Annotated in this window: 14 protein-coding genes and 1 pseudogene; 7 read left to right on the forward strand and 8 right to left on the reverse strand. The window is 68.3% G+C overall.

Annotated elements, in window-relative coordinates:
- Nucleotides 1-91: 91 nt before the first annotated feature.
- The 3 genes from CXP56_RS04340 to CXP56_RS04350 form a co-directional block, all read right to left on the reverse strand.
- Complete coding sequence (locus tag CXP56_RS04340; RefSeq protein WP_028847023.1) at nucleotides 92-736, reverse strand: MBL fold metallo-hydrolase; 645 nt, start codon at nucleotides 734-736, stop codon at nucleotides 92-94.
- A gap of 441 nt (nucleotides 737-1,177) precedes the next feature.
- The gene (locus CXP56_RS04345) at nucleotides 1,178-2,503 is read right to left on the reverse strand and encodes a S8 family peptidase (protein ID WP_286899941.1); all 1,326 of its coding nucleotides are present in this window, start codon (nucleotides 2,501-2,503) and stop codon (nucleotides 1,178-1,180) included.
- A gap of 224 nt (nucleotides 2,504-2,727) precedes the next feature.
- On the reverse strand, nucleotides 2,728-3,726 hold the full coding sequence (locus CXP56_RS04350; RefSeq protein WP_028847024.1) for an NAD-dependent epimerase/dehydratase family protein: 999 nt from the start codon (nucleotides 3,724-3,726) through the stop codon (nucleotides 2,728-2,730).
- 164 nt (nucleotides 3,727-3,890) lie between these two features.
- Here CXP56_RS04350 and CXP56_RS04355 point away from each other — a divergent pair, with 164 nt between their 5' ends.
- From CXP56_RS04355 to CXP56_RS18990, 5 genes and pseudogenes are all read left to right on the forward strand, one after another.
- Nucleotides 3,891-4,361: a L,D-transpeptidase gene (locus CXP56_RS04355; RefSeq protein WP_051309971.1), complete on the forward strand. Its 471-nt coding sequence runs from the start codon at nucleotides 3,891-3,893 to the stop codon at nucleotides 4,359-4,361.
- A gap of 594 nt (nucleotides 4,362-4,955) precedes the next feature.
- On the forward strand, nucleotides 4,956-5,195 hold the full coding sequence (gene purS, locus CXP56_RS04360; RefSeq protein ID WP_028847026.1) for a phosphoribosylformylglycinamidine synthase subunit PurS: 240 nt from the start codon (nucleotides 4,956-4,958) through the stop codon (nucleotides 5,193-5,195).
- Nucleotides 5,192-5,872: a phosphoribosylformylglycinamidine synthase subunit PurQ gene (gene purQ / locus CXP56_RS04365; protein ID WP_028847027.1), complete on the forward strand. Its 681-nt coding sequence runs from the start codon at nucleotides 5,192-5,194 to the stop codon at nucleotides 5,870-5,872. The genes purS and purQ overlap by 4 nt, the downstream gene beginning before the upstream one ends.
- Nucleotides 5,869-8,148 carry a phosphoribosylformylglycinamidine synthase subunit PurL gene (purL, locus tag CXP56_RS04370; RefSeq protein ID WP_286899947.1) on the forward strand — a complete coding sequence of 760 codons (2,280 nt, stop codon included), beginning with the start codon at nucleotides 5,869-5,871 and terminating at the stop codon, nucleotides 8,146-8,148. The genes purQ and purL overlap by 4 nt, the downstream gene beginning before the upstream one ends.
- Nucleotides 8,149-8,659: 511 nt before the next feature.
- Nucleotides 8,660-9,289: pseudogene (locus CXP56_RS18990) on the forward strand (HAD family hydrolase); the annotation flags it as partial.
- 102 nt (nucleotides 9,290-9,391) lie between these two features.
- On the opposite strand, the gene mgtE reads toward CXP56_RS18990, so the two are convergent.
- Nucleotides 9,392-10,723: a magnesium transporter gene (mgtE, locus tag CXP56_RS04375; protein ID WP_286899950.1), complete on the reverse strand. Its 1,332-nt coding sequence runs from the start codon at nucleotides 10,721-10,723 to the stop codon at nucleotides 9,392-9,394.
- Nucleotides 10,724-11,117: 394 nt separating this feature from the next.
- On the opposite strand from mgtE, the gene CXP56_RS04380 reads away from it, so the two are divergent.
- Nucleotides 11,118-11,750, forward strand: a complete 633-nt coding sequence (locus CXP56_RS04380) for a hypothetical protein (RefSeq protein WP_156899132.1) — start codon at nucleotides 11,118-11,120, stop codon at nucleotides 11,748-11,750.
- 118 nt (nucleotides 11,751-11,868) lie between these two features.
- On the opposite strand, the gene CXP56_RS04385 is transcribed toward CXP56_RS04380, so the two are convergent.
- The 4 genes from CXP56_RS04385 to CXP56_RS04400 form a co-directional block, all read right to left on the reverse strand.
- Entirely contained in the window at nucleotides 11,869-12,342 is a 474-nt protein-coding gene (locus CXP56_RS04385; protein WP_286899992.1) for a hypothetical protein, read from the reverse strand.
- Nucleotides 12,343-12,912: 570 nt separating this feature from the next.
- Nucleotides 12,913-13,905 (reverse strand): hypothetical protein, encoded by a 993-nt coding sequence (locus tag CXP56_RS04390; RefSeq protein ID WP_286899953.1) that lies wholly within the window; start codon nucleotides 13,903-13,905, stop codon nucleotides 12,913-12,915.
- 465 nt (nucleotides 13,906-14,370) lie between these two features.
- Nucleotides 14,371-15,210: a lysozyme gene (locus tag CXP56_RS04395; protein WP_028847031.1), complete on the reverse strand. Its 840-nt coding sequence runs from the start codon at nucleotides 15,208-15,210 to the stop codon at nucleotides 14,371-14,373.
- A 189-nt stretch (nucleotides 15,211-15,399) separates the two neighbouring features.
- On the reverse strand, nucleotides 15,400-16,119 hold the full coding sequence (locus CXP56_RS04400; protein ID WP_286899955.1) for a lysozyme: 720 nt from the start codon (nucleotides 16,117-16,119) through the stop codon (nucleotides 15,400-15,402).
- A 301-nt stretch (nucleotides 16,120-16,420) separates the two neighbouring features.
- On the opposite strand from CXP56_RS04400, the gene CXP56_RS04405 reads away from it, so the two are divergent.
- On the forward strand, nucleotides 16,421-16,801 hold the full coding sequence (locus CXP56_RS04405) for a sterol carrier family protein (RefSeq protein ID WP_169725224.1): 381 nt from the start codon (nucleotides 16,421-16,423) through the stop codon (nucleotides 16,799-16,801).
- Nucleotides 16,802-17,602 lie beyond the last annotated feature (801 nt).

Raw genomic sequence — 17,602 nt, forward strand, 5'->3', positions numbered from 1 at the left:
CCGCATAGCCGCACGACCCGCGAGGATGCGCAACCGACCCGGCTTTTACGCGGCAACCTTCGGCGGCAGCGCTAGGTGCCGCTCAGACCGCTCAGACTCGCTGAACCTCCAGCGCTTGGCCTGCGCCGAGGACACGAACCTCGGTGCCTTCCGGCGCGAGATTGGTGAACAGCCCATAGTGCATCGCCGGATTCACCAGCACCGCCTCGTGGATCGGCACTGCGATGCGCGGCTTGACCGCCCGCAGGAAGTCGACGGCCTCAGACGCTTTCAGCCACGGCGCAGCGGTCGGCAGGCCGAGAACGTCGATGCGATTCTGCGGGACCCGGAACGAGTCCCCCGGGTGGTAGAAGGCACCACCGTCGAAGACGTAGCCCACATTGCTGACCGTCGGGATATCCGGATGGATCACCGCGTGTTCGCCGCCGACCACGTGCACCGAGGTTTCGCCGAACTGCAGCGACTGCCCGGGATAGGCGGTCTCGCTCTCCAGCCCGAGCTTGCTGACCAGTTCCTGGGTGCCCGCGTCGGTGATCAGCCGTGCCGACGGGTTCGCCTCCAGCAGACCCGGCAGCTTCTCCGCGTCGATGTGGTCGAAGTGCTGATGGGTGATCATGACCGCGTCCAGGTCACGCAACTGCTCGAACCCGGAGGAGAACGCGCCGGGATCGATCAGCACGCGCGCCGTCTCGGTCTCCACCAGAACGCACGAGTGTCCGTAGTGAACGATGCGCATCAGGCCGTCCTCGCTGGCGGGGGCATTGCTGGCAGACCTCCAGGCTAACGGGGCACCCCGGTGGAGGCGAGCCCGCCGATTGCGTGGCAATGCCACGCCACCTCGGCGCCGTGCACCGGCCACCGAAGAGCGCGGGTGCCGCAAAGCGCCCAGCTCGCCTGTGCCGAGCGCCTTCACGAAGCGACAGCTCTTCCGATGGCCGGCGACTCAATGGGCGGCACCCACCGGACGGGACCAGGATTGCTCGTGCAGCTGCGGGCGGCTTGCGCTCCCGAAGGCCCGACCCGGACCCGTCGTGCGCGAGGCCAAGCGGGACACCTTGCTCACCATCACCGGCCGCCCCCGGGCCCGACCTGGCGCGCGAGGCCAACCAGTTCACCAGGGTGCACGGGTCGGCGCGGGTCACGGTCCCGACCCGGCGCGCGAGGCCAACCGGCCCGCCTACCGCCTGGTTCGCACTGCCTTGGCCGCGTCCACTTCCCCTTCGCCGTAGAAGGAATTGAGTTCCTTCCCGCCGGTGCAGCGGTCGTCGTCGGGACACGGGACATCCCGCGCCTGCTTGCGCAACAGGGCTGCCAGCTCGGCCGGGCCGGCGTCCGGGTGGACGCTGGCCAACAGCGCCACGACTCCCGCGACATGTGGCGACGCCATCGACGTTCCGGCTTTGTAGCCGAACCCACCACCGGGGACCGTCGAGTACACGCCGCGATCCTGGCCGCCAAACGGGTCACCACCGGGAGCAGCCACGTCGATCTTGGCCACGCCGTAGTTCGAGTACGACGCCTTCACGCCGGCATCGCCGGTGGCGGACACCGTGATCACGCCGGGGATCTCGGTCGGGATGTCCAAGCAGGAGTTGCCGATCGGGCGGTTCTTGATCGGTGTGGAGTCGTTCGGGCTGGTGCTGTCGGTCGTCTTGTTCGCCAGGTCGTAGTCGGAATTCCCGGCCGCCGCGACATGCAGGACGCCGCGGTTCTGGGCGTAGCGCACCGCGCGCCGGACGCCGTCCAAGATCGCGGCTTGGTCGACATCGTTCGGGCAGACGAACTGCCACGGGTCGGTGTAGTAGCTGTTGTTGGTGACGTCGAACCGCTGATCGCCGGCGAACATGAAGGCGCAGACGGTGTTCTCCGGGAAGAACAAGCCGGTGGGCTCCTCGGCGATGCGCACGGACGCGATGCGTACGCCGGGGGCAACGCCGACCACGCCGACGCCGTTCTTGGCCGCCGCGATGGTTCCGGCGACGTGGGTGCCGTGCGAGCCGGTGTCCCGCCAGGCGCCTTCCCGCCGGTCGAGCCTGCCGTAAGCGCAGGATGCGGACTTGCCCGCGACGAAGTTCTCCTTCAGGTCGGGGTGCTGGTCGTCGACCCCGGTGTCGAGGACGCCTACGACCACGTCACGGGAACCCGTGGTGACCTTCCACGCCTCATCCGCGCGGATCTGCTCCATGTCCCACCGCAGCCGCTCCTTCTCGGTGGGCTGCTGCTGGGTGGGCGCCTTCGGGATCGGCGGGTCGTAGGCCTGCCTGGGCACGTCGGACGTGCGGGTCGCGCCGACGGCCTGAACACCGCGGACCGCCCGCACGGCGTCGGCGAACTTCTCGCCCTTGGCGTGGGCGACCACCACGCCGATTTTGTCGTACGCCGCGAACACCGTGCCGCCGTTGTCGACCACCGCCTTCTTCGCCGCCTCGACGTCGGCTGGGTCCGCCAGCACGAAGTAGGAGCGCAGCCCCTTCTCCCAGTCGGCCTTCGTCACCTTCGCCACCGGGGTGCCGGTGAGGTGGTGTCCGGTTGCCGCGGCCGGCGCAGCGCTCACCGGAGCGGTGGCGGCCACGCACAGCGCAGCACTGAGAGCGGCAGCGGCGGCCGCGGAGCCGACGCGGCGCGCGGGGCTCGAAGCTCGCATTCGGGTCCTCCAGAACTACGGTCGGCTCACGCCTGTTCGCAGTCAGTTTTCCCGGTCACGGACGGCTGCGCGGGGACCGTGCGTCAATTACCCACGATCGAGATCAACTCTGCCTCTTCGACAGGGGTCAAGCCCGCCTTGCGATCCCGGTCCACCCCCAGCGCCCGCTCGTGATCCAAAGCAGCACGCGCGGCGTCGGCCACCGGCCGGTGCCGCAGTCCGGCTTCGGTGGCCGGCTCGGCGTCGTGGTCCAACATCCCGTACACCTCGTCCGGCGCCCAGACGGGCAACGAGCGCGGGCCTGACCAGGGCCTGACCTCGGCGGCACGCAGCTTCTCCGGCGCGGCGGGCACGAGCTCTCCCGCAAAGCCGACGGCGTCGGCGATCTCGGCCAGCAGGGAGGGCAACGGCACGGCCGGAGTGATCGCGTCGAACACCCCGCCGAGTCGCTGCTCGGCGGCGTCGACCATCCAGGCCGCCAGGTCACGCACGTCGACGTATTGCGCAGGCTGATCCGGCACGTCCGGCACCAGCACTTGACCGCCACGCGCGAAACGCATGGGCCAGTAGCCGAACCGGTCGGTGTGGTCTCCGGGGCCGCTGATCAGGCCCGGCCGCACGATGAACGCGTCCGGGAAGGCGTCCAGGACCGCGTTCTCGCTCGCCACCTTGATCCCGCCGTACAGCTGGGGATCGGCCTCGCGGTCGGCAAGCGTGGCGTGCTCGCGGCGCGGTGGCAGGAGCGGGGCTCCCGGCCGCTGCCCCCGCTTCCGGTGATCGGCATACACGTTGACGGAGGAGACGAACAGCCAATGGCCGGTCGTGCCCGCCAGCACCCGCAGCGCGTCTGCCGTCCAGGTGTAGGACAGCAGTGATGTGTCGACCACCGCGTCGAACCGCTCGCCGACCAGCTGGTCGAGGGTCGACGGGTCGTCTCGGTCGATCCGCACCAGGCGGGTGCCGTCCGGCACCGAGCCGGATTCGCCACGGGCGGCACACAGCACCTCGTGCCCACGGCGGGCCGCTTCGGCCGCCACCGCGCGGCTGAGGAACACCGTGCCGCCGAAGATCAAAAGCCGCATGACCCGAGCTTGCGCCCGGGTCCCCGGCGAAGTCCACCGAATGTCGCTGACAGCAGATCGAACTGCTGACAGCAGATCGCTCTGTACGCTACGCGTCCGTAAGACTACGCTGTGACGCACAGATGCTGTGATCGACTCGGAGGGCGCGGAGGGGAGGCCCCGTCATGATCTCCACGGTGCGGAGGGCAGCGGCTGCGGTGGCCGCTGTGCTGGTCGGCTTCGCGACGATGCTCGCCGTGGCGCCGTCCGCAGCCGCGAAGGGCACCGATTACGGCAGCTGGCCGTGCAGCAGGGTGTGGGCTTCCCGGGCGTGCGTCGATCTCAGCGCCAAGCGGGCGTGGCTGAAGTACAAGAACTCGAGCACGATCTACGGCCCGGTGCGCATCTCGTCCGGAAAGCCGGGCTATCGCACGCCGACCGGCACGTTCACGGTCAAGTACAAGCGGAAGAACTACTGGAGCAAGCAGTACAACGGGCCGATGCCCTACTCGGTGTTCTTCACCTGGCAAGGGCATGCATTCCACTACGGCAGCGTGCAATCCCAGTCGCACGGCTGCGTTCGCCTTACCCAGACACCCGCGCGCAAGTTCTTCTACCACTTGCAGGTCGGCGACAAGATCCAGATCGTCCCGTAGGCACCCGGCGGCAAGACAAATTGGTGCTGGTCGTTGCGTCCAGCGGTCGAGATGCCCCACGGTCAGTGCGCGTGCATGGGCGGTTATGACCTGACAACGGATCGACGGCCGTCACCAGCGGTGAAGATCGGAGGTGGTCACCGAACTTCGAAGCATTGGGATCAGTGGTGAACGTCGCATATTGATTGGCGGCGAACGTCGCGCATTGTGGGTTGTCTCCGACAAGTAGGGCTGGTAGCTGTCACCGAGCTGCGTGACCTGCCAATGCGATGAGCCAGGAACCGGCGCGGTGCGAATCGGCCGCACCGGCCGAGCTCACCTTCACCACGCCGAACAGGGAGAGTCCAGCGCCGCCGATGTGGACGCTGTCACTGCTCCAATTGCGGGACCGATGCCACCATCACCCGGTCGCGGCTGGCAGCAGGCGTGCACGGCTCGCGAGTCGCGCGACCGACGCCGGGTCGGCCGCGGGAGCAGCTCGCGTGCCGGCGCGGCAGCGGTCCGCCTCACACCCGTGGGCGGCGAGCTCGATCCGAACCGCCCAGGTCGGCTAGGCTCGAGCCGTCCCCTTCCCCGCCATTCTCGGGAGTTCGTGTGGCTCGGGTCGTTGTCGACGTCATTCCCAAACCGGAGATCCTCGACCCTCAGGGTCAAGCCATCGTCAAGGCACTGCCGCGCCTCGGCTTCACCGGTGTGCGCGACGTACGGCAGGGCAAGCACTTCGAATTGGAAGTGGATGACGAGGTGGACGACGCCACCTTGGAGAAGATCGCCGAAGGATTCCTGTCCAACCCCGTCATCGAGGATTACGTGGTGCGGCGGGTGGAATCGTGAAGATCGGCGTCATCACTTTCCCCGGAACACTGGACGATGTCGACGCCGCCCGTGCGGCGCGGGCCGTCGAAGCGGAGGCGGTGCCGCTGTGGCACGCCGATGACGATCTGCGCGGCGTGGATGCCGTCGTCGTGCCTGGCGGCTTCTCCTACGGCGACTACCTGCGCGCCGGGGCGATCGCACGGTTCGCGCCGATCATGCAGTCGGTCGTGGACGCGGCCCGCCGCGGCATGCCGGTGCTGGGCATCTGCAACGGCTTCCAGATCCTCTGCGAGGCCGGCCTGCTGCCCGGCGTGATGCTCCGCAACGTCGGCCTGCACTTCGTCTGCAAGGACCAGTGGCTGCGGGTGGAGAACACCGAGACCGCGTGGACCACGCGGTTCGAGCCGGGCGCCGAGATCCTGATCCCGATCAAGAACATCGACGGCCGTTACACCGCGTCCGCCGAAACCGTGCGCGAGCTGGAAGCCGAGGGCCGGGTGGTGTTCCGCTACGTGGAGGGCAACCCCAACGGCTCGATCAACGACATCGCGGGCATCTGCAGCCCGGACGGCCGCGTGGTCGGCCTGATGCCGCACCCGGAGCACGCCATCGACGCGCTGACCGGCCCGTCGGACGACGGCCTGGGTGTCTTCTACTCCGTGCTGGACGCGACCCGCTCACTGGTGACGGCATGACCGAGATCGACACCGTCGACAAGGCGGCCACCGACCCCGACCGCCCGCAGCCGTACGCCGAGCTCGGGCTCAAGGACGACGAGTACGCCCGCATCCGCGAGATCCTCGGCCGCCGGCCCACCGAGGCCGAGCTGGCCATGTACTCGGTGATGTGGAGCGAGCACTGCAGCTACAAGTCGTCGAAGGTGCACTGGCGGCACTGGAAGGAGAACACCACACCGGAGATGCAGGCCAAGCTGCTGGCCGGCATCGGCGAGAACGCGGGCGTGGTCGACATCGGCGACGGCTGGGCGGTCACGTTCAAGGTCGAATCGCACAATCACCCGTCCTATGTCGAGCCGTATCAGGGCGCGGCCACCGGCGTCGGCGGCATCGTGCGCGACATCCTCGCCATGGGCGCCCGCCCGCTGGCGGTGATGGACCCGCTGCGGTTCGGCGCGGCCGACCACCCGGACACCAAGCGCGTGCTGCCCGGCGTGGTGGCGGGCATCGGCGGCTACGGCAACTGCCTCGGCCTGCCCAACATCGGCGGCGAGGTCGTGTTCGACCCGTCCTACCAGGGCAACCCGCTGGTCAACGCCATGTGCATCGGCGCGATGCGGGTGGAGGACCTGCAGCTGGCCAAGGCCTCCGGGGTGGGCAACAAGGTCATCCTGTTCGGCGCCCGCACCGGCCTGGACGGCATCGGCGGGGTGTCCGTGCTGGCCTCGGAGTCGTTCTCCGACGACGAGGACGTCGCCTCGCGAAAGAAGCTGCCGTCGGTGCAGGTCGGCGACCCGTTCACGGAGAAGGTGCTGATCGAGTGCTGCATGGAGCTGTTCGCCCAGCGGCTGGTGGTCGGCATCCAGGACCTGGGCGGCGCCGGGCTGTCCTGCGCCACGTCGGAGCTGGCCTCCGCCGGTGAAGGCGGCATGCACATCGAACTGGACAAGGTGCCGCTGCGCGCCAAGGGAATGACCCCGGCCGAGGTGTTGTCGTCGGAGTCGCAGGAGCGCATGTGCGCGATCGTGCGGCCCGAGGACGTCGACGCGTTCATGCGCGTGTGCCAGAAATGGGACGTGCTGGCCACGGTGATCGGCGAGGTCACCGACACCGGCAGGCTGGTCATCACCTGGCACGGCGAGACCGTGGTGGACGTTCCGCCACGGACGGTGGCGCACGAGGGCCCGGAGTACCACCGGCCGATCGCCCGCCCGGCCGACCAGGACGAGCTGCAAGCGGACGACCCGGCGAAGCTGCCGCGCCCGTCGACCCCCGAAGAGTTGCGCGAAACGCTGCTGCGCCTGATCTCGTCGCCGAACCTGGCGTCGAAGGAGTGGGTCACCTCGCAGTACGACCGCTACGTGCGCGGCAACACCGTGCTTGCGCAGCCCTCGGACAGCGGCATGATCCGCATCGACGAAGAGACCGGCCGCGGGGTGGCGGCGTCCACCGACTGCAACGGCCGGTACGTCAAGCTCGACCCGTACGTGGGCACGCAGCTCGCGCTGGCCGAGGCGTACCGGAACGTGGCGACCACCGGCGCGACACCGCTGGCGGTGACGAACTGCCTGAACTTCGGCTCGCCGGAGGACCCGGGCGTGATGTGGCAGTTCGAGCAGGCCGTCAAAGGCCTGGCGGAAGGCTGCCGCGAGCTGGGCATCCCGGTGACCGGTGGGAACGTGAGCTTCTACAACCAGACCGGTTCCACCGCGATCCTGCCGACCCCGGTCGTCGGCGTGCTCGGCGTGATCGACGACGTGCGGCGGCGCATCCCCACCGGGATCGGTGCCGAGCCGGGCGAAACGCTGATCCTGCTCGGCGAGACGCGCGACGAGTTCGGCGGCTCCGAGTGGGCGCACGTCGTCCACGGACATCTCGGCGGCCGCCCGCCACAGGTCGACCTGGCCAGGGAGAAGCTGTTGGCGGAGATCCTCGTCGCGGGCTCCCGCGACGGCATGCTGTCGGCCGCGCACGACCTCTCCGAAGGAGGCCTGGCGCAGGCTCTGGTGGAGGCGGCGCTGATCGGGCAGACCGGTGCGCGGATCATCCTGGACGAAGACCAGGATCCGTTCGTTCAGCTGTTCTCCGAGTCGGCGGGCCGGGTGCTGGTCGCGGTGCCACGCACCGAGGAACTGCGGTTCACCGAGATGTGCACCGCGCGCGGGCTGCCGTGGCGGCGCATCGGCGTCGTCGACCCGGAGTCGAACGCCCTGGAGATCCAGGACGTGGCGACCTTCCCGCTGGACGAGCTGCGGCAAGCCTGGGAAGGCACGCTTCCGGCCCTGTTCGACTGACGCGAAGGCACAAGCGAAACCTCGGCGGCCCGGCCGTGGGGCTCAGCCTCGCGGCCGGGTGTCGTGTGTCGGCTTGCAGGCGCTCCAGCTCCAGGGCGAGCATCGAGCGGTCATGTGTCGGATTCGTGTTCACCTCCGAGGCCCAGCCTCTCGTTACGCCCTTGGCGTGACGTACCAGCGATGCCGTGTCCGCCAGCAGCACAGCCAGTTCTGCAGCGCGGTCGGCCGTCAAAGTCCTCACGTCACGGGCCGTGCCGTCCAACGCCCACTGCCTCTGACGGAACACGACGGCCAGCACCACGTCCTGTCCGCGGAGCATGCTCCTGGTGCACGCCAAGCGCCCGGCCACATTCCGGATCTGGCACACCCATGTGGGGCTTGATGGGCAAAGACGCCGTGCTGTCGCACCTCGCCATCCACCCCGATGACGACGACGTCGGGTCACAGTTCGTCAAGCAGTCGCGCACCTGGTTCGACAGTGTGTGGAACACCGTTGCACGGGGCTGTCCGAATGACCGCCGCGGCTCGACTGATCAGGTCGGCCAACTGCGTGCTGCTCGACTTCGACGGTCCGGTGTGCTCGGTGTTCAGCGGCATACCGGCTCCCGATGTCGCCCGCCGACTGCGTGCCGAGCTGACCGGCCCGCTGCCGCCCGCCGTGACGGAGGCGTCTGATCCGTTCGTCGTCCTTCGATACGCGGCCACCCAGGGGCGAGCCGACGACATCGACGCCTTGCTCACCTCGCTCGAGGTGCGATCGGTACAGGCGGCCAAACCGACCGACGGCATTGCTCACCTGCTTTCCGCACTCGCGACCGTGGGTGTCCCCGTCTGCCTCGTGACGAACAATTCCACGGCAGCAGCTCGGACCTTTCTGGACAAGCACGATCTCGGTCGTCATGTCGACACTGTGGTCGGGCGGGTGCCCGGCCGGCCTGATCTGCTGAAGCCGCATCCACACCTCGTGCGTACCGCGATGGCACGCCACGGGATGCGGCCCGGACAATGCGTGTTGGTAGGCGACTCCGTCAGCGACGTCCAGGCCGCTCGAAACGCCGGAACACGGGTGATCGCCTACATCAACAAACCCCACAAACGCGCTCGGCTACATGCCGCAGGCCCGGACGCGACCGTGGCCTCCATCGCCGAACTGACCCGAAGTCTGCCCACCCCGACCTGGGTTCCAGCGCGGCCCGCACGCGGCAACGTCCTGCCCGGCGAAGTCGGCCGAGCGTGCGGCGACTCAAATACCCAGCACCGCTCGGGCGATCAAGAAGTAGATGATCAGCCCGGTGGCGTCGACCAGGGTGGTCACCAGCGGCGCGGAAACCACCGCCGGGTCGATGCCGACGCGCTTGGCCAGCAGCGGCATCGTCCCGCCGATCATGGCCGCCCAGACACAGATCACCACCAGGGACAGCGCCACCGCGACGGCGATGGACGTGCTGGCGACCAGCGCAGCGAAGGCGAAGGCCACCGCGGCGAGCGCAACCCCTACCAGGAGCCCGACGCGCGATTCGCGGAACGCCACTCGGATGACGTCGCCGCTGCGAAGCTCACCGACGGCGAGCGCGCGCACGGCAGCCGTTGCCGCCTGCGCGCCGCTGTTGCCGCCAGTGCCGACGAGCAGCGGTATGAAGGCGGCGAGCTGAACGACCTGGGACAACGTCGATTCGAACGCTTCGAGCACGCCGACCGTCAGCGTGGCCGCGATGATCAGCAGCAACAGCCAGACAACACGTGAGCGGGCGAGCGAGAGCACGCTGACCGCCATGTAGTGGCCGGACCACGGCGTGGTCCCTGATTGGCGGGCGACGTCCTCGGTGTCCGCGGCCTCGATCACCTCGAGCGCGTCGTCGACCGTCAGCACGCCGACCACCCTGTTCTCGCTGTCGACCACGGTCAGCGCGAGAACGTTCAACTCCTGGATGAGGCGGGCCGCGTCCTCGGCACTGTCCGTGGTGTGCGCGCCCGGTTCGTCCTCGTGGGCGAGTTCGCTGACGGTCTGGTTCGGATCGGCGAGCACGAGCTCCCGCAGCGTCACATATCCCAGATAGCGCCGGCTGTCGTCGACCACCGGAAGCGTGTAGATGGTCTCCACCTCGGGTCCTCGCCGGCGCACCAGCTCGAGCGCCTGCCGCACCGTCAAGCCCTGGCGCAGCACCAGCACCTCCGGGCTCATGATGCGGCCGACCGTGCCGTCCTCGTAGCCGAGCAGGGCCGCGGTCATCTCCCGTTCCCGCGGCGACAACCCGGCAAGCACCCGGCGGGTGAACTTGGCGGGCGCCTCGCCGAGCAGGATGGCCCGGTCGTCCGGAGCCATCGCCTCGACCAGTTCGCGGAACGTCTTGTCCCGGAGGCCCTCCAGGATCTTCTGCTGGTCCACCGGCTCCAGTTCTTCGAAGACCGCGAGGGCCTTGTCCTTGTCCAGCAACCGGAACAGCAGGACCGCATCAATGGCGTCCCGGCGAGCCAGTTCGTCCGCGACGACGTGCGGCGGGTGCTGCTTCAGCCACCGCTGCATGCCCGCGACGTCGTTGCCGGCCACCAGCTGCTGCAGCTCGTCCACACCCATGGTTCCTCCGCGTGCCTCGCGGTGCCGACATTACGGCGGTCTTCGCCGATCCGCCCGGCGCCTGTCCCGGGATGTGATCAACACAGAGCACTGCTTCACGCGCAGGAGTGCACCGCCGCACCTGCGACGCAGCATTGCCTCACGCACAGGGATGGCGTTGCGGCGGCACCCCACCGGACGGCGGCCCGGCAAGCACTGCTTCACGCACCGGGTGGCGTACTTCGCGGCGCAGTGATGCCCGCGCTTCCCGTCCCGGGGGAAGGCGTCCGGCGAGGGGACGACGCACTCGATCGTGATCCGCCCTCCCCATTCCGGGGGGCGTGCCCTGCCGTCGGCGATCACGCGTGATTCACTCATAACTCGCAAAGGGAACAAACATCATAGGAGAGCACGCATGCGGTATTCGACCCGGTTCGTTGCCGCCGCTGCCCTGTCTGCGGCTTTGACCTTGCTGACCGGCTGTGAAGACCGGCCCGCGGCCGGCTCAGGCGCGGAGATCGTCGACGGCAAAGCCTCCGGCGGCAGCGGGAACCACGAGGCACCAGCCGTCGATCCCGGGCAGGCCGAAGACGGCGAAGCAGCACCGGGTACCCGCGACAACCCCCTCGAACCGGGCACCAAGATCAAAGTCGGCGACTGGACCGTCGCGGTCACGGACGTCACGCTCGACGCGACCGACAGAGTGCTCAAGGAGAACGAGTTCAACGAGCCTCCGGCCAAGGGCCGTCAACTCGTCATGTTCACCGTGCAAGCCACCTACGAGGGCAACGACTCGGGTACCGCGATCGTCGATTTCCGCTGGGCGATCGTCGGAGGCAAGGGCAACACTTTCGGCACCGGCGCGGAAGACTACTGTGGCGTCATTCCGAAGCCGCTCGACGAGACCGGGGAGACCTTCCCGGGCGGCACGGTCACCGGGAACGTCTGCATCTCCGTCCCCACCGAGCAATTGGACGGGGCGACCATCCTCGTCGAGCCGACGTTCAGCCTCCGCGAAGGCCGGACCTTCTACGCGCTGAAGGAATGACCGCCCCCGTGATCGACGCTCGCGCGTAGCGAAACAAAGTGATGCCCGCGTCGCCCGGTCGGCGACGCGGGCATCACCGAATCTCCGGTTTTTCAGTTGAACGAAAATTCTCCTGTTGTCAGCCGAACTCGAATTCGCTCACACACCACTCGCCGTCGGCGTCCGGGAGCCGGAGCGTGATCAATCCAGTCGCATCCTGCGCACCGAGCTTGCCTGTCAAGTTCGTCTGGATGCGCTCCGGATCCACGATCGCCCGGCCCAAGACGATGTAGTGCTGCATCCCGGCCACCCGGTCGGCGATCACCCTGGCCCACCTCAGCGTCGATGTATTCGCCTTGGCGGCCGCGGCGTTGCCATTGCTGATCTCTGACAGGAATCTCCCGCGGGTCTCCTTGGCGACCTCAGGAACCTCGTCCTCCTCACTCGGTATCGTCCCCTCGGCTGCACGTTTCTGGCCAACCGGCTCCTTGGCCGAGCCGCCCGATTGGCCAGAGCTGGTCTGCCCGCTCTCACCGTCGCTGCTGCCACCGGACAAGAAGAAGCCGGGCGCAACGAACCCGGTGATACCCAGTGCCGCCAGCGCTACCACCACGGCAACGACAGTGACGATCAGCGGTGCTTTGGACTTCTTCGGCGGCTGAGGCGGATAGCCACCGGAAGCCCCGCCGCGGGAAAGCCGCCAGCCGGGGGACAGTGCTGCCCATGGGGCGCACCCTGACTTCGGCAAGCCGCCCTGGCCCTGCGGATACGGCTGCTACGCCGGCCCCCGAGGCTGGTTGTGCGGACCGTACGGATTGGTCATGACATTCCTCCGCGTGCGCCGGAGACGAAAAGGAAACCACCGCGACCAGCCCTGGGACCACCGGCTTTCTCGGTGTCCTCTGGTGTGCTCGTGGCCTGCCGAGGATTCAGCGGATTCGATTCCACCGACGTCAGAGCAGTTCCCCAGTTCATGCCGAGCTTGCGTGCGCGTGGCAGGTTGTCTGGCAGTCCGGCACCCGGCGACGGGCGAGCGCCCGGCCGTCGGAAAGCACGGCAACACCCGAGCCAAGGGAAAGGCACGGCAAACACCCGGCCTTCGCGGAAGGCACGGCAAAACGAATGCCCGCACCGCCTCGTCGGCGGCACGGGCATTCGCTGATCGTGGCCGGAGCGCAGCGACCTATCCGATCGTGGCGTAGAACAACATGCTCACGCACCACGTGGCGCCGTCGTCCGGGCTCATCATGGAGAGGACGCCGCTCGCCTTCTTGCCGCTCATCGTTCCCCCCAGGTCCGCGCGGACACCCGAGTCGATGTCCTGCGTCGCTTCGAGAACGATGTTGGCCCCGTTGTCCACCACCTTCTGCACGTCCTCCTTCAGGTATTCGGCGGCCGCGCAGAGCATCGCACTGGCACCTTCGGCGTCCCCGGCGTTCACCTTGTTCACGAACTCGGACATCGCGGCCTTGCCGACCGGCGGCGCCTCGTCGAATCCCCCTTGCGGACCGTCCGGCATCCTCGCGGGCGGCGCGGGACTTTGCCCCGGGTTCATCGCGGGCCCTTCGGCATGACCGCTGAGCCGGGCGTCGCTCCAGCACCACTTGTCACCCTGCTTGGTCATGATGCCGGTGACGTTCGCCGCACCCTTGGCCGTCACCGCGTGCACCTCGGCCATCGCTTCGGTAGGACCGGTTTCCCGGGCCTGGCCGGTCAGCTCCACGGACTGGATCTGCGGCACCATCTTGATGACGTCGTCCACGTTCGGTCCGGTCTGCTGGCACTTCAGGCCGAACAGCGCGTCCACGTTCTTGTTGTTGATCTCCGCCACGATGCGCTCGGCCAGCGCCTGCGGGCTGGATGTGGGGTCGGTCTGCTGGCCACCGCCGCCACTGTCCTTGTTGCCGTCGGACTTCTCGTCGTCGTCGGAGAGGAAGAAGCCGGGGGCCACGAACCCGGTGATGCCGAGTGCGCCCAAGGCGATGACCACGACGGCGACGATGGTCACGATCACCGCCGTGTTGGACTTCTTCGGTGGCTGGGGTGGATAGCCGCCACCTGCGGGGAAGCCGCCGGTGGCGGGGTACTGCTGCTGGCCGTAGGGCTGTTGGCCCTGCCCTTGTGGGTAGGCGCTCTGCGGCTGGCCCTGGCCGTATGGAGCATTCGGTTGTGTCATCTCGTTCCGATCAGTCGATCCGATGAACTCGCGAACCGTGCGCTTGGCGATGGCACGAGCTCGCCGAACGTGACCGCGAACCGGCCAGGGACTATCCGGTGACTGCCCTGGCCGTCGGCACCGGGAGGCAGGCCCCGGTCGCCGGCGCGCGGGCACCGGGGGTCGTCACATGGTCCTCCACGTGCTTGCGCCACGAACTGTGCTGGCGGGTCAAGGAACGAATCTGTTCCTGATACCGCCGTGTCGGATTCTGCCTGGCGGCCGCGAGCGGCGAATCACGGACAGGCGAAACGTGTGCGCTTGCGAAGCGGCGGCGGTGATGAGCGGAACGCCCCGGGAGTGACCACGACGGCATCCACGGCGGGCGCCACCAGCGAGGCCGCTGCTGCGCGAGGGAGGCAAGCGCCGAGCAGCAAAAGGCCCGCTGGGTGCAGGGAACCCAGCGGGCCGTGCGTCGCGCGGAGATCAGCCGTTGTTGGCCAGCACCCGCAGACGCTCGATGGACCCGTTCCACCGGTCCTGGTCGATCGGGCTCGAGGTGTACTGCCAGAACGACCACACCGACCATCCCGACGGCAGCGTGCCGACCGAGCTGCTGTAGCGCGCCACCCACAGCGGCACCGTCTTCTCCAGGCCGTGACCGCTGCCCACGCACTGGTTCCACCAGCTGGTCGAGGTGTAGATCACCGGCCACCGCCCGGTGCGCTGGTAGTACGTGTCGTGGAACTCCTTGATCCACTTCTGCATCTGCGCCTTCGTCAGGCCGTAGCACGTCGAACCGTAGGGGTTGTATTCCATGTCCAACGCGGCAGGCAGCGTTTGGTTGTCACGCGACCAGGCGCCCCCGTTGTCGGCCAGGAAGTTCGCCTGCGCTTTCCCGCTCGAACGGTCCGGCAATGCGAAGTGATAGGCGCCGCGGATGAATCCGCGGTTGTACGAGCCCACGTATTGCTGGGCGAAGTACGGGTTCTTGTAGGTGGTGCCTTCCGTGGCCTTGACGTAGGCGAACCGCTTGCCCTGGTTCCACCAGTAGTTCCAGTCCACGTTGCCCTGCCAGCCGCTGACGTCGATTCCGTAGACGGTGGCCGCCGCGGAGACGTCCTTCGGCGTCATCGGGCCGGCGTCCACCCGTTCGTGCTTGCGGATCTGCGAGCCCATCGGGTGGTCGTACTTGGCCACGTACCGGTCGATGTCGGCGGAGGTGGTCGGTGTCGCGGTGGCCGGTCCGCTGAACGCCACCGCAACTGCCACACAGCCCGCCGCGACGGCGGCAATACGCAGCCGTCGGGATGTGATTGTCTTCATTGGAGTGTCCTCCGTGCCCTCGTCTTGTGGCGGTAGCAGGCCCGCCGAAAGTGATTCTCGGCGATAATCTTCCGCTTGTCAGCAGTTGCCGCAAATTTCTACTGCGCGATGACAGAGCGGCAGAAAAATTAATGGTGAATTACCATTTCTACACCCGGATGGAGTAGAACCGTGCGCGGTGCGTGGCGATCACCACCCGGTGGCGAGTCTGCGCAACGTGCGCATCGAAGAGTGGAAGTAGTTCTGATCCCCCGGCAGCGAACCGGAATCGGAGAACTGCCAGAACGTGTGCCGTTCCCATCCCTTGGGCAGCGCGCCGATGTAGGTGTTGTACCGGGCGATCCACAACGGACTGTGCGCGAACGCACCGGAGTTGCCGGTGCACAGCTTCCACCAGCTGGTAGAGGTGTAGATGACCGGCAGCCGCCCGGTCCGGTCGGCGTAGACCCGGACGAACGCCCGGATCCACGAACGCATCTGCCGTTGGGTCAGGCCGTAGCACTTGTCCGTGCCGTAGGGGTTGTATTCCATGTCCAGCGCGCCCGGCAGGGTGCGGCCGTCGTTGCGCCACTGGCCGCCGTGCCGGACGAAGAACTTCGCCTGGGTACCACCACCGCTGAGGTCGGGCCGGGCGAAGTGGTAGGCGCCGCGGATCAGGCCGGCTCTGGCCGCACCGTCGTACTGCTGGGAGAAGTGGGGATTGCGATAGCCGGTGCCTTCGGTCGCCTTGACGTAGCTGAACTTCGCGCCCTTCTCCGAGACCAGGTACCAGTTGACCTCTCCTTGCCAGCCGCTGACGTCGTTGCCGAGCGGCCGGTGCAGCTTCGGCGGTTTTCCGTGCAACCCGCCCTCGTACTTGGCGATCTGGGATCCCGCGTAGTGCTCGTCGGCGTTCGCGTAGGGATCCATCGGATGGGCGGTACGGTGCCCGTCCGCAGTGGACGGCCGTGCAGACACCGGCGCGATCGGTTCCCGAGGAGCCGACGACACCGCATCACCGGCAGCAGCCGTCGCGGCCGGGGCGAGAGCGGTGGCGATCAGCGAGCAACTTGCCACAGCGGCAAGGGCGCGTCGGACGGGCAGCAGCACGGGCCCTCCCCTCGGTGCAGCGGTTGCACGAATCCTTTTCACGATGAATCCGCTGCCCTGATCCGGCGACTCGAGGTCACCTGAAGGACTGACGGTCGGGCCGGCCAGGCATGCTGGGGCCATGGCAGTGACTTCGGATCCAGTGCGCTTGCGGCAAGCCATGCAGGCCGTGGTGGAGTGGCTGGACGCCGACCCGGACGCGCCCGCGCCGCCCCGTGCCCAGCTGGCCGAAGCCGTGCGGCTGAGCCTGCGTGCCTTGGCCGCGGACGCGCCGGGGCGGTCGGTCGAGGTGCGCGTCCCGCCATTTGCGGCCGTGCAGTGCATCGAAGGCCCCCGGCACAGCAGGGGCACGCCGCCGAACGTGGTGGAGATGGCGCCGCGAACCTGGCTCGAGCTGGCACTCGGCCGAGTCCGGTGGCAGGAAGCGGTGGCCAGCGGTGCAGTGACCGCGTCCGGTACCCGCGCGGATCTGAGCGCGTGGTTGCCGCTGGTGCGGCTGTGACGCGGCGGGTCGCCGCGACCGCGTTCTTTCGGACCGCTGCTGACCACGTGCGACGCAATGTCGGGTGCCGGTGAGCGGCTTGAGTCGCGGACCGTCCGCCCACAGTCGACGCACCGAGTCCCGGCCTGACCAAGCTCCCCGTCCGTCGGTTCGGCTGCTCCAGATCGCGCATCGGGCGGAACGATCCCGCGTGAGGCTGTTCGCCATGACGTGCTGGATCCGTTCGGCAGCCGCGTGTTCGTTCGCCGGGGCTGGAAAGTTCGCCGGGGCTGGAAAGTCCGTGATCCCCACGCAGGGGCCGGATTCGTGGCCATCGAGGTCGACCGCAAGCCAGCAACCCCGTGATCCCCGCGCAAGAGCCGGATCCTCCGCGACCGCCTCGGCCAGCTCGCGGGTCGCCCCGTGATCCTCGCGCAGGAGCTGGATCTGCATCATCACCGGCCAGCTGTCCACCGGTACGCGTGATCCCCGGCGCAGGACCCGGATGCCACCACCGACCACCGCCTCCGGCTGTCTGCCCCTGCGTGATCCCGCACACGACCCGGATGCCACCTTCGAGGCGGCCAGGGTGTCGCACCTGGCGCGATCGGCGTACAGGACCCGGATGGCCGGGCGACTTCCACCCTGCCTGATCGCGGCGGGACGGAGGTGCGTCGCCAGTGCCCGGCCACGGCGGACAGCGACCCGCAGGCGGCACGGGGGTGGGAGCGGTGGCCGGCATCCTGCGACCGTCACACTGTTCAGCGGTCCAGGTCACGCGAAGGGTCTTCGGTCGAGCTCGCTGCGTGACGAGTCGGCTCC

It is taken from the genome of Thermocrispum sp. (assembly GCF_002919275.1).
GTDB lineage: Bacteria > Actinomycetota > Actinomycetes > Mycobacteriales > Pseudonocardiaceae > Thermocrispum > Thermocrispum agreste.

Coding starts and splice junctions, on each gene's coding strand:
- CXP56_RS04340 (WP_028847023.1), bottom strand. CDS start 736: ATGCGCATCGTTCACTACGGACACTCGTGCGTTCTGGTGGAGACCGAG.
- CXP56_RS04350 (WP_028847024.1), bottom strand. CDS start 3,726: ATGCGGCTTTTGATCTTCGGCGGCACGGTGTTCCTCAGCCGCGCGGTG.
- CXP56_RS04355 (WP_051309971.1), top strand. CDS start 3,891: ATGATCTCCACGGTGCGGAGGGCAGCGGCTGCGGTGGCCGCTGTGCTG.
- purL (WP_286899947.1), top strand. CDS start 5,869: ATGACCGAGATCGACACCGTCGACAAGGCGGCCACCGACCCCGACCGC.
- mgtE (WP_286899950.1), bottom strand. CDS start 10,723: ATGGGTGTGGACGAGCTGCAGCAGCTGGTGGCCGGCAACGACGTCGCG.
- CXP56_RS04380 (WP_156899132.1), top strand. CDS start 11,118: ATGCGGTATTCGACCCGGTTCGTTGCCGCCGCTGCCCTGTCTGCGGCT.
- CXP56_RS04390 (WP_286899953.1), bottom strand. CDS start 13,905: ATGACACAACCGAATGCTCCATACGGCCAGGGCCAGCCGCAGAGCGCC.
- CXP56_RS04395 (WP_028847031.1), bottom strand. CDS start 15,210: ATGAAGACAATCACATCCCGACGGCTGCGTATTGCCGCCGTCGCGGCG.
- CXP56_RS04400 (WP_286899955.1), bottom strand. CDS start 16,119: ATGGATCCCTACGCGAACGCCGACGAGCACTACGCGGGATCCCAGATC.
- CXP56_RS04405 (WP_169725224.1), top strand. CDS start 16,421: ATGGCAGTGACTTCGGATCCAGTGCGCTTGCGGCAAGCCATGCAGGCC.